9 protein-coding genes are annotated in these 13,093 nt (G+C 39.4%); 1 reads left to right on the forward strand and 8 read right to left on the reverse strand.

Annotated elements, in window-relative coordinates; translation table 11 throughout:
• Positions 1-7: 7 nt before the first annotated feature.
• Together MUN53_RS13340 and MUN53_RS13345 are read right to left on the reverse strand one after the other, a co-directional pair.
• A complete protein-coding gene (locus MUN53_RS13340) occupies positions 8-3,439 on the reverse strand; it encodes a SusC/RagA family TonB-linked outer membrane protein (RefSeq protein ID WP_243325981.1) in 3,432 nt (1,143 codons plus the stop codon).
• Positions 3,440-3,816: 377 nt separating this feature from the next.
• Positions 3,817-4,209: a VOC family protein gene (locus MUN53_RS13345; RefSeq protein ID WP_022454996.1), complete on the reverse strand. Its 393-nt coding sequence runs from the start codon at positions 4,207-4,209 to the stop codon at positions 3,817-3,819.
• Between the two features lie 157 nt (positions 4,210-4,366).
• Here MUN53_RS13345 and MUN53_RS13350 point away from each other — a divergent pair, with 157 nt between their 5' ends.
• Complete coding sequence (locus MUN53_RS13350; protein WP_243325983.1) at positions 4,367-6,565, forward strand: patatin-like phospholipase family protein; 2,199 nt, start codon at positions 4,367-4,369, stop codon at positions 6,563-6,565.
• 7 nt (positions 6,566-6,572) lie between these two features.
• Here MUN53_RS13350 and MUN53_RS13355 read toward each other — a convergent pair whose 3' ends face one another.
• The 6 genes from MUN53_RS13355 to MUN53_RS13380 are packed head-to-tail and all read right to left on the reverse strand — an operon-like array spanning position 6,573 to position 12,821.
• Positions 6,573-7,124 carry a chromate transporter gene (locus tag MUN53_RS13355; RefSeq protein WP_243325984.1) on the reverse strand — a complete coding sequence of 184 codons (552 nt, stop codon included), beginning with the start codon at positions 7,122-7,124 and terminating at the stop codon, positions 6,573-6,575.
• 46 nt (positions 7,125-7,170) lie between these two features.
• Complete coding sequence (locus MUN53_RS13360; protein WP_243325986.1) at positions 7,171-7,707, reverse strand: chromate transporter; 537 nt, start codon at positions 7,705-7,707, stop codon at positions 7,171-7,173.
• A 2-nt stretch (positions 7,708-7,709) separates the two neighbouring features.
• Positions 7,710-9,302, reverse strand: a complete 1,593-nt coding sequence (locus MUN53_RS13365; RefSeq protein ID WP_243325988.1) for a S41 family peptidase — start codon at positions 9,300-9,302, stop codon at positions 7,710-7,712.
• Positions 9,303-9,338: 36 nt separating this feature from the next.
• Positions 9,339-9,800: a pantetheine-phosphate adenylyltransferase gene (coaD, locus tag MUN53_RS13370; RefSeq protein WP_243325991.1), complete on the reverse strand. Its 462-nt coding sequence runs from the start codon at positions 9,798-9,800 to the stop codon at positions 9,339-9,341.
• A gap of 3 nt (positions 9,801-9,803) precedes the next feature.
• The gene (locus tag MUN53_RS13375; RefSeq protein WP_317236350.1) at positions 9,804-11,672 is read right to left on the reverse strand and encodes a DNA topoisomerase IV subunit B; all 1,869 of its coding nucleotides are present in this window, start codon (positions 11,670-11,672) and stop codon (positions 9,804-9,806) included.
• 15 nt (positions 11,673-11,687) lie between these two features.
• Positions 11,688-12,821 carry a GNAT family N-acetyltransferase gene (locus tag MUN53_RS13380; RefSeq protein WP_022454989.1) on the reverse strand — a complete coding sequence of 378 codons (1,134 nt, stop codon included), beginning with the start codon at positions 12,819-12,821 and terminating at the stop codon, positions 11,688-11,690.
• Positions 12,822-13,093 lie beyond the last annotated feature (272 nt).

The following is a 13,093-nucleotide window of genomic DNA, read 5'->3' on the forward strand; positions in this document are numbered from 1 at the left end:
TATACAATTAGAATCCAACGTTTACTGTAAATGTAAAACTAGAAGTTACACCTGTCAGAGAACGAATACGGAACTCAGCGGCTGCTGTACCAGATACAGACTCTGGGTTAATGTTGTTAGGCAATGAATTCAATAAATAACCTAAATTATGTGCATTGAATGTCAGAACACAATGTTTTGCCTTGATCTTTTCATAAGCACTGCTTGGTAAACGATAACTCAAAGAGATATCACGTAAAGCAATATAATTCAACTTATGAACCCAAGAATCATTTACAACACCGTAATTACGACCTGCCATCGTCCATGCATTGTTACGGTACGTCCATGCAGAAGCATGAGTTGGTTCTATCTTACCTGCATCAAACAATTCCTGATAAGACTGACCAGCATCTGATACACCACCAGAAGTTACAGTATAAATAGATCCATCCGGCTGAGTAATCTGTGTTCCGGCAGGGATAATACCGTTAGGAATCACACCATCATTATAGGTTTTTCCGTCGAACGCTGAAGTCCAAGTAATACCTCCGTGACCAGGCATTCCTTTCAAAGATTCTTCCATGAATCCGTAAGCTGTACCATAACGAGAGTTATAAGAAGCTACATAACCACCGAAACGCATATCCAAAGCTACACTCAAACTCCAATTTTTATAACGTAAAGACGTATTTACCGAACCTAAGAAATCAGGAACCATAGAACCTATTTCTACAATTTCAGCTTCATTACGTAATAAATGAGAGCGACGTTGTGAATCTGTCCAAACTAACATAGGCATACCTGATGATTCATCAATTTTCAAATAACTATCTGTCATCAATGTACCATAAGCAGAACCAACTTTCGCCACAGAACCTATACGATAGTTTCCATACGTAACATCACCTTGTAAAGAAATATAGTCTGCTACATTTTCGTGTAATTCAATAACCTTATTTATATTCTTTGTCCAAGTAAAGTTCAAATCCCAAGTCCAATCGTTATTTTCAAAAGGAGTTGTATTCAATGCTAATTCCACACCTTGGTTCTGAATATTACCAGCATTAATCAATTGCTTACTAATACCAGAAATAGACGGTACAGCAATTTCCATAATCTGATCTTTTGTATTTTCCTTATAGTAAGTCGCATCTAACCCAATCCGATTATTTAAGAAACGCCAATCCAAACCTATTTCCCATGCATTTTTTCGTTCTGGTTTCAAATTTTGATCATACATGGTTGATGGGACAGACAAACCATAATAGTTAGTTCCATTAAGTGTAGATGTATTAATAGAATAAGCAGAGTTAATGATATATGGACTTGTATCATTACCTACCTGCGCCCAAGATCCACGAATCTTAGCGAAAGAAATCCATTCTGGCAATTGATCACGGAAAGTAGAAGTCAATAACCAAGAACCATTTACAGATGGATAGAAATAAGAGTAAGTACCATGTCCATCTGCATAAACCAATGCAGAAGACCAGTCATTACGCCCTGTCACATCCAAGAAAATTTGATCTTTCCAGCTTCCACCCACCTGAAATGCTACAGACATCATTTTCTTACGTCCTTCTATCTTAGCAGAATAAGTAGGAGTTTGCTTAGAGTTATTGATAAAATATTGTCCTGGAACAATCAAACCTCCGTTGGTATTCATAGCTTGTGCCTGCTGGAAATTCTCGTAATATTCACCACGTAAGAATCCATTTAATGTCCAATCACCCCATGTCTTATTGAACATAAAATTGGCATTCAAGTTAGTCTGTTCTTTTGTAGTTTGACTAATACCATAATATCCACCTTCATTGGCATATCCTGAACCTAATTGTTTATTTTCGAAGCGAGTATAATAATAATTATAATTACCCTCGACATTGAATTTCAACCAGTCAGTTAAATCTGCATTAATTTTTATAGTTGGACGTACAGAAGTTTCTTTCTGGCGATAGTCATTTTCATAAATGCTCCACCAAGTACTCAAACCAGGCATATTACCCCATTGATCACCATAGCTTGTACTAGCTTGACCTCCGTGCGTACCTTTGTATTTATCACGAGCTGTAGATGGATCATAAGAACGGCTCCATACACCACTTGCAAAATTTTCACCCATGTTAATAGGAGAATTTCTAGGAGTAGAATTTGCAAATGACATGCTTGCCTCAAGTCTTACTTTTGAAGTTAATTGATGAGTAGCTTTAGCTAAAAGAGATAAACGATCAAATGTATTATTAGGTGTAGTACCACTTGCATGTTTGTAGGATAATGATGTATAGAATGTTGTTTTTTCGTTACCTCCACTCACAGCTATATTTGTGTTTGAATTGAATCCTTTATTGAATGCCTTTCTAAAGTTATTTTCTACAGCTTGATATGGAACTATACTACCATCATAATATTCCACATCACGACCGTCAAAGGCAGGTCCCCATGATAGACCCTGATCATTCAATAAAGAGAACTGACCTGCTGCATTGGTTGGATACTGGTTTAAATTGTCATAAACATAATAATTACCATTGGCATCTTTATCTCCATAACCTACAGAACCAGCAATTGTACCATTACCAAATTCATTCTGAAAAGCAGGGGTTTGTGTAATGGCATCAATACCCAATGTCTGTGAAAAATTAATTCCTAATCCTTGACCAGACTTACCACTTTTCGTTGTAATAACGACTGCACCATTTAAACCACGTGAACCATACAAAGCTGTGGCTGCAGCACCTTTCAATACAGATACAGATTCAAAATCATCAGGGTTCAAGTTCTTTAATTCGTTACCGTAGTCATTTGGATTTGAATCCCAGTCCGGGTTACCTTCTTTAATACCATTATCTAAAATCACTCCATCCACTACATAAATAGGTTGATTGTTTTTACCTAAAGTAGAAGCACCACGAATTTGAATTTTAGTAGAACCGAACATACCACCATCTGAACCGGAAATTTCAACACCGGCAACCTTTCCTTGCAATGCGGAAACAGGATTAATCAAGTTAGTGTTCAATTCATCACCTTTTAATTCAGTCATAGCATAACCCAGTGATTTTTCTGAACGCTTCATACCCAAAGCTGTTACAACGACTTCTTCTAATTGCTCTGAGTCTTCAGCCAATGTAACACTGATACTTGGTTGTCCTGTGTAAGGGATTTCTTGTGTGGCATAACCAATGTAAGAGATTTGAATGACATCGCCATTCTTCAAGCCTTCCAATGTGAATTTACCGTCTAAGTCGGTAATGTTTCCATTGGTTGTTCCTTTTACGATTACAGATGCTCCGGTAACCGGACCAAATGAATCAACAACTGTACCTGTGACTTTTCCATCCTGTTGTGAAAAATCAATGCCAGGTTTAACCGGAGCTATTTCTGCATAGATGTTTCCTGTCAAACTCAATGCAGTAGCCACTAGCAGTAAGCTAATCGATTTAGTTCTTCTAGGCATAATAGATAAATATTACGTTTGTTTATAAAATAGATTGCTTGATTATCTCGCTCAAATCTAGTTCTAACCAGACTACGTTTAAAACTGCATAAAAGTACAAACTATTTTTATGTTATACGTATGTAATAATGGTTAATTTTTTGTAATGCCTCCATATTTAACATATAGGTATCTCCATATCTAGTAGTATTATTAATTTTATTAGTTAGTAATAAGCTTTATTTTTTAGAAATATGAAAGTTTATATGTATTAATAGTGATTATTTATATATAAAATAAACCAAGCAAAATCTTTTTGTATATATAAGAGAAAAATATATACATTTTTGCCACATAGTTTTAATATACTTTTTATATACAGAAAATATCTACCAATCTTATAATCGCTCACAGAATTCAACCTTTTCTGCATTAGGCCCTAAAATGGTAAAGAATTTGACACCTTTTTCCCAAAATGGAAGATACTGAACTGAATCATCTAATATATGAAAACCAGCTGTCTTAATTTCTTTATATAATTGATCTATTTCTTTGACATCAATAGCCAAATGGTCAATAGCGCCAGAACGTAAAGTTGCTATATGATTCTCGTAAGTTTCGATAATTAAATTTCCAAATTGTAGAAAAGCTACTCTTTCATTTGCTTTTTCATTGATTGTCTGATGAGCAATTATAAATCCTAAACGTTGATAAAACGCTATTGTTTTTTCCAAATCGTTTGTTGGAATTCCTATATGTTGAATTCCTTTCATATACTTTGTTGCATCCATAATGTTATTGTATTTTAATAATGCCTCCAAATTACATATTATTATCCAAAATAGAATACTTTTCCTTGCAAATTAACCCAGATTCCTAGCATTTGAATATGATTGTCTTTTCCATGAATGTTGTATATTTGCCACACAAATTTCCAAAAAGATTATCATGCGTTTATCGAAACTTATTTGTTTTCTACTACTCATCCTTTGTTTATGCCCAGAAATACTTCATGCCCGAAAGAAAGTAGGTCTGGTATTAGGTGGTGGCGGTGCAAAAGGTGTTTCGCATATTGGTGTACTGAAAGTATTGGAAGAAGCAGGAATTCCGATCGATTATATTGCTGGTACAAGCATGGGTGCCATTGTAGGAGGATTATATGCTATCGGTTATTCGGCTACGGAAATAGACAGTATGGTAGCTTCCCAGGACTGGCAATTGTTATTGAGTGACCGTGTCAAACGGGATAATCTGACATTTCCGGAAAAAGAAAACTCTGAACGGTATGTCATATCTCTTCCTTTTGGTATTGAAAAGAAAGATCGCCTGGTCGGAGGTATGATCAAAGGCCAAAACCTGCAAAACTTGTTTTCCAATCTGACAATCGGTTATCATGACTCTGTTGATTTTAATTCCTTTCCCATTCCATTTGCTTGTGTAGCTGTTAATTTGGTAGATGGAAAAGATTTTGTATTCCGAAAAGGCAGCTTACCTATTGCCATGCGGGCAAGTATGGCTATACCGGCTGCTTTTACTCCTGTTAAATTGGATAGTATGGTATTGGTTGACGGTGGTTTAAATAATAATTATCCTGCAGATGTGGTTAAAATGATGGGAGCTGATATCATTATCGGTGTTGATTTAGGAACCAGCGACTTGAAAAACCTTCAGCATTTAAACTCTACAATTGGTGTAGTCGGACAAATTGTTGCCCTACATGGTTATGAAAAGTATGTTCACAATACAGAAATAACAGACTTATTGATTCGCCCTAACACTTCTCCATACAACTCTGCCAGTTTTACTACGGCAGCATTAGATACATTAATTATGCGTGGAGAGGAAGCAGCTCGTAAACAATGGAATGAATTGCTTACTCTTAAAGAGAAGATCGGTAGCGACAGTATTTCTACCAATACGCACTCAAAGGCAATTGTTCTGAAACCTCACGATTCATTCCTCATCCGGAAAATATATTTTGAGGGAGCGGATCCAAGGAATGAGAAATGGTTGTTACAGATTAGTCAGCTAAAAGAAAACAGCTGGATTTCTCTTCAGAAATTACATCATGCCATGTCTATCCTGATAGGAACGAATGCTTATTCCAATGTCAGTTATAAACTAACAGGCGAAGATGCCCGCGACTTGCATTTAATTGTAGAACCCAAATCAGCCAGTGCCGTCAACGTCGGACTTCGATTTGATTCAGAAGAAATCATTGCTGTTTTACTGAATGGAACATTTGATTACCATACGAAATTCCATTCCAGGTTTTCTGTTACCGGCCGTGTAGGAAAAAAGACGTACGGCCGTGTGGATTATTCCATCGAACGAAACCCACTGCGGAATCTGAATTTATCGTATAAGTTCACTTACCAGGATTTAGATATTTATCACAAGGGAGAAAAATCTCTCAATACAACATTCCGCAACCATTTTGCAGAGTTTTCCTATTCTGATATGAACTGGTTAAGCTTTAAAGTACAGACAGGTATCCGATATGAACATTATAACTATAAATCTGTATTAAATAATGGAGATTTACTGGTTGATTTCAAGCCTCAGAATTTCATCAACTATTTTGTTTCAACCCATTTCGAGACACTCGATCGTAGTTATTATCCCAACCGTGGTGTTTCTCTGAAAGCTAATTATACGGTCTATACCGACAATTTTGTCGGATATCAAGGTCATACGCCTTTTTCGGCCTTGAGTGCTCATTTCTTATCGGTTATTCCGGTTACCAGCCATTTTAGTTTTCTACCGGCTTTATACGGACGTGTACTGATTGGACGAGATGCAGCTTTTCCTTACTTGAATGCCATCGGCGGAGAAACGGAAGGTCATTATTTGGACCATCAATTACCCTTTGCCGGAATCAATCATGTAGAGTTTCTTGATCATGCCTTTCTTTCTCTTCGACTTCAATTACGGCAACGCATCAGCAACCGACATTATATCTCGCTGATAGGAAACTATGGTATTCACGATGACAACTTCTTCAATCTCTTAAAAGGGAACCATCTTTGGGGAGGCAGTTTAGGTTATGCCTACAATAGTATCTTTGGACCTATGAATGCATCTTTCGGTCTATCCAACAGAGCACAGAAACTCCAGTTTTTCCTGAATCTGGGTTATTATTTCTAAGCATGCTTTACCAATATAGTATGATCCCGGCTACTCCGGCCAATAAAATCATCAGAATCGGATGTACTTTAAATTTCCAGGTAAGAATAAAAGCAGCTCCAAAGATCAGGAAGCTTTTATAGTCAATGAAATTCTCATGATTCATCAGCAATAGAGCAGCTGCGGCAATCAAGCCGACAGTAACCGGACGTAATCCCAAGAAGGCTGCTTCTACGTATTTGTTGTTCTTGAACTTGGCAAAGAAATAAGAAATAAACAAGACTAACAGGAATGAAGGCAAACATACGGCGAATGTAGTCAGACATGATCCTAAAACACTCACAGCTGGAGAATAACCTGCATTATGAATGGCCGTATAACCGATATAGGTAGCACTGTTGATTCCAATCGGTCCGGGTGTCATCTGCGAAATAGCCACAATATCTGTAAATTCCTGCAAGGAAATCCATTGGTAACGATCTACCACATCTGCCTGGATCAACGACAACATGGCGTATCCACCACCAAAGCCCAGGATTCCAATCTTCAAATAAACGTATAATAATTGTAACCAGATCATAAGTTTTCAGTTTGTAAGTTTATCGGTTTACAAGTTTTTGAGTTTCTCACTTGCTTAACTTTTTAATCTTTAATCCATAATATAAACCACCGGCTATAGCTGCCAGTATTACCCAAGCCGGAGAAATACCTCCCAGCCAAATCAGCAAGGCAACAACTATAGGGATAACTAATTGCTTATATGAAAGCTTGATAGAACGGGCAGTTGTCAAACAAGGTACAGCAATCAAGGCGACTACCGCCGGACGTAATCCTTTAAAGGCTTTTTCTATCCATTCGTTGTCCCGTACATGTGTAAAGAACAAAGCAATAGCCAAGATGATCAGAAAAGAAGGAAGTACAGTACCTAAGGCACAACAAATAGCTCCTAAGGTTTTACGCAATTTATATCCTACAAAGATGGATATATTCACGGCAAAAATACCGGGTAAAGACTGCGTAACAGCAAAGACGTCGATGAAGTCTTCCTTTGTCATCCATCCACGATCCACTACTTCCCGCTGAATCAGCGGCAGCATGGCATAACCACCTCCGATGGTAAATGTTCCAATCTTGACAAACGTCAGAAATAATGTCCAGTACATTATTATTTAACTCCTACTATTTTATGATACCTTTCTTCATCATTCAAGATACGCAATGCTTCCTGATAACTGTCATTGACGTCATTAATGATATAGAAATATTCTGTCATATCATACAGATCCCGGGCTATCAAAGCCTTTATCTGCAACTGAATCAACGGCAAAGAACGGTTGTATTCTTCTTCTTTAAAGGTAATCTTCGCTTCTTCAGCCATCTTCTTCAGTTCGTTCATGATTTCATCAGTTACCACGAATTTCTCTTTATAGACCTGCGGCTTCTTGTATGTCTTTCCTAATTCGTCCCGATGCCGGTCCAGATAATTCATGGCTACCCGATTTACCAATCCTTTTGCTACAATATCCCGATGATAATCTGAATAGCGCGTCGTATCCATCGGAATAAAAACGTCAGGCATGATACCGCCGCCGCCATAAACCGTACGTCCATTTGCCAACGTACTGTATTTCATTGAATCCGGGAAGTGAATACTATCTGCACTCATCAGTTCTCCCCGATTATAACGATCAATCAAGTCGTGTGCATAGTCTTCTCCCTTTCCTTTCTCATACGGCTTCTGGATGCAACGTCCGGTCGGTGTATAGTAACGGGCTACTGTCAGACGGATCATCGAACCATCCGGAAGCGGAAGCGGACGTTGTACCAATCCTTTTCCGAAGGTACGGCGACCCACGATCACACCACGATCCCAATCTTGTACAGCTCCTGAAAGGATTTCACTGGCACTGGCAGAAGATTCATCTACCAGAATAACCAATTCACCGTCTTCAAATGAGCCTTGTGCTGTCGAAATGGCATCTTGTCTTTTCTGTTTCGAACCTTGTGTATAAACAATCTGTTTGCCTCGTGCCAGAAATTCGTCAGCCAGTTCAATAGCTACATTCAGATAACCGCCACCATTACCCTGTAAGTCAAGAATCAATTTCTTCATTCCTTTCTTATCCAAGGTTTTCAAGGCTTCTTTAAATTCGTCGGTAGAAGAAGCAGCAAAACGGTTCAACTTGATATAACCGATTGACTTATCTGCCATATAAACGGCATCAATACTGTGTACCGGTATTTTTCCCCGAACAATGGTAAAGTCCAGCAGTTCAGATTCACCGTTTCGTTTTACCTTTACCCGAACTTCCGATCCTTTGGGTCCGCGCAGACGTTTCATAATATCGGTTGTCTTCATCTTGACTCCGGCTATCACCGTATCATTTACCTGTATAATACGATCACCTGCTACCAAGCCTACTTTTTCAGACGGACCACCGGGTATCACTTGAATTACATAGACTGTATCGGTCAAAACATTAAACTGAATACCGATTCCGTCGAAGTTGCCTTCCAACGGTTCAGTCATCTCTTTCGTTTCTTCCGGATCTGTATAGGTAGAATGAGGATCCAGTTTTTCCAACATACCTACAATGGCATCTTCTACCAGTTTACCTTCATCGGTTGGATCCACATACAAGTTGGTTACTGCATACAAAGCCATCTGTAACTTCCGGGCATCCATATCCGGCTTCTGGGCAACAACCGAAAAACAGGTTGCTGCAATCCAAAGGGACAATAATGCTATTCGCTTCATCTACTCAAAAACTTATAAACTTACACACTCAATATTCTAGGGAAGGAATGCCGAAACATCTTTCCCGAAATGCAACAATTCACGTACCGCACTCGAACTGATATGCGCATACTGCGGCTCGGCCAGCAAGAAAACCGTTTCAATGCCGGTCAACGTCCGATTAATGTCGGCAATTGTCTTTTCATATTCAAAGTCAATGACAGAACGAATGCCCCGCAAGATAAACTGGGCTCCTGTCTTTTCTGCCAGGTCGGTAGTTAGTGTATGATAGGTTGTCACTTCAATTCGCGGATCATCCTGAAAAAGGGAACGGATAGCTTCCAGTCTTTCTTCCAGCGGAAAGCAGGATTGTTTGTTTTCGTTGATTCCGATAGCAATGATAATCCGGTCGGCCAATGCCAGTCCTCGTTTTACCAACGATTGGTGTCCTATCGTAAACGGATCAAACGATCCGGGAAAAAGAGCAATCCTTTCTTGCTTCTGTTCGCTTCTTTCCATATGCTAGTTTATCAAATCCTCTTCTATTACCAAATTGTCAATGATGAAATTCTGGCGTTCCATGGTATTCTTTCCCATGTAGAATTCCAACATTTCCTTGACTAAGTCTTCCTTTTTCATTGATACCTGATCCAAACGGATGTCTTTTCCGATAAAATGACGAAACTCGTCCGGTGAGATTTCTCCCAATCCTTTGAATCGGGTAATTTCCGGATTCCTTCCTAATGCCAGGATGGCCTGTTGCTTCTCTTCTTCGCTGTAACAATAGATGGTCTTCTGTTTGTTACGAACTCGGAAAAGGGGCGTTTGAAGGATATAGACATGCTTCTGTTTGATCAGATCCGGGAAAAACTGAAGAAAGAAAGTAATCAACAGCAAACGGATATGCATACCGTCCACATCCGCATCGGTTGCGATGATTACCTTGTTATAACGCAGACCGTCCAAACCGTCTTCTATATTCAATGCGGCCTGAAGCAAATTGAACTCTTCGTTTTCATAAACGATCTTCTTCGTCAGTCCGTAACTGTTCAACGGTTTTCCACGCAGACTGAATACAGCCTGGAAATTTGGATCCCGGCTTTTGGTGATGGACCCGCTGGCCGAATCACCCTCGGTAATAAAGATACACGTATCTTCCTTCTGATCTCCTTTCGCATCGTTCAGGTGAATCCGACAATCACGGAGTTTCTTGTTATGCAGATTAGCCTTTTTGGCACGCTCACGCGCCAGTTTGGTTACTCCGGCTATGGCCTTGCGTTCTTTCTCCGATTCTTGGATCTTGCGAAGCAGAATATCGGATGTTTCCGGATCTTTATGCAGGTAATTATCCAGTTCCTTCTTGATAAAATCGTTGATAAACTTGGATACTGTAGGTCCTTCCGGTCCCATATCTTTCGAACCCAGCTTCGTCTTGGTCTGACTTTCAAAGACCGGTTCTTCTACTTTTACACTGATGGCGGCAACAATACCGGCACGAATATCCGTATAATCGAAGTTCTTGTTGTAATATTCCTTGATAACACGTCCGACTGCTTCCTTAAAAGCCGACAGATGTGTACCACCTTGTGTTGTATGCTGACCGTTTACGAACGAATAATATTCTTCTCCGTACTGGTTACTGTGTGTAATCACTACTTCAATATCCTCGCCTTTCAGATGGATGATGGGATAAAGTGGTTCGGTTGTCATATTTTCATTCAGCAAATCAACCAGACCATTCCGCGAATGATAACGTTTCCCGTTATAAAGAATCGTCAGTCCGCTGTTCAAAAAGACATAATTCTTCAACAACGTTTCAACAAACTCATCTTTATACTGATAATCCTTGAATATTGTATTATCGGGTACGAATACTACTTTCGTTCCATTGGCTTCCTGAGTAGGTTGTATATCCGATTCATCAATAATGACAGCCTTGTTATATTCTACCCGTTTGCATTCTCCGTCACGACAACTGGTTATCAGGAAATAACTGCTCAGGGCATTGACAGCTTTGATACCGACACCATTCAAACCGACCGATTTCTTGAAAGCTTTACTATCGTATTTGGCACCGGTGTTCATTTTACTGGAGACATCAACGACCTTGCCCAGCGGCACACCACGGCCGTAATCGCGAACCGTTACGGTACCGTCGGAGATGGTTACTTCGATTGTCTTGCCGAATCCCATCATGTATTCGTCAATTGAATTGTCGAGTACCTCCTTCAGTAACACATAAATTCCGTCGTCAGCATAACTTCCATCGCCTAATTTACCGATATACATTCCCGGTCGGCGGCGGATATGTTCCATCCAGTCGAGGGTTTTAATATCGTCATCATTATACGATACAGCATCTGGTTGCGACGTCATGTTCAGTTCTTCCATATTGTCTCCTGTTCTTTATCCTATTTTCTTGATAAAAGCACGGCGAGTCTTGTGATGTTCCCGCTTGAAATAGTCCCACTGAGCCTGAACAGCGTTATTGCTTTCCAGTTCCGGATTGCTTTCAGCATATTCAACACCCAATTTATTATAGATCGGAATCAAATCATTAAACAGCAAAGCGTTTACACCTTTACTCTGATATTCCGGCAAAACACCCATCAGATACAAATCGACTACCTTCGGTTTCGTCTTCAAAGCCTTCAACAAATGAATCCAACCGAACGGGAAAAGATGTCCGTTTGCCTTCTTCATTGCATGGGAAAGGTTTGGCAAAGAAATACCAAAGCCTACTACTTCGTCATCTTCTTCCCGGACAATTACCGTCACCAGGTCATAACGAAGCATCGGAATATACATATTGATATAATAGTCAATTTGCTTTTGTGTCAGTTTGGAGAAACCATACAACGGAGCATACGCTTCATTCAGCGTATTGAACACCTTATGTGCATATGGCATGATTTCCTTGGCATTTTTGAATTTCATGATCTTCAAGCCATACTTCTTCTTGACGATCTCGCCAATCCGCTGGTGTTTCTCGGGAATACCTTCACGCGGAACGAAGATCTTGAACTCATGCCAGTCCTGATCCTTCACATATCCCATACGTTCCATGTGTTGCGGATAATAAGGGAAATTATAAATGGTCGCTATGGTTCCAACCTGATCAAACCCATCTATCAGCATACCTTCGTGATCCATATCCGTAAACCCCATCGGACCTTGCAATTCTTCCATACCTTTCTGTTTGGCCCAGTCTTCAACCGCTTTGAATAAGGCGTCAACTACTTCCTGGTCGTCGATAAAGTCAACGAAACCAAAGCGAGCCCGCTTCTGTCCCCAAGTTTCATTACTACCCCGGTTGATAATTCCGGTAATACGTCCTACCACCTGATCATTCCGATAAGCCAGAAAACTGATGGAATCGCAAACCTCGAAAGCAGGATTTCTTTTCGGATCCAATGTCATCATTTCTTCCTCAATCAAACCGGGTACATGATAAGGGTTTCCTTTATATAAATCGATATTGAACTTAACAAACTTCTTAAGTTCTTTCTTTGTCGTTACTTCTCTTATTATTACACTCATGGATACTTCTGCTTTGACTGGCAAAGTTACACAAAAAAATTCAGAAGTATAGCATGCTGATTTCGCAGGTTTCGCATCCGACCAACAGAAAAACAAGGTTTTTACCTAGTTTAACGGAGGGTTGATCGACCACTCAGACTTTCATCTGAAAAGGTTTTCGGTAAATGTCTTTTTGTAAATAAGGTTGACTCCTAAAAAGCAAGAAGATGAAAGAAAGCAATTATGAACAAGAGAAGTTTCGGAAGAATTTGGAAAGAGAGATTTTCCGTTTG

The organism is Parabacteroides faecalis (assembly GCF_022809355.1).
In the GTDB taxonomy this organism is placed as follows: Bacteria; Bacteroidota; Bacteroidia; order Bacteroidales; family Tannerellaceae; genus Parabacteroides; species Parabacteroides faecalis.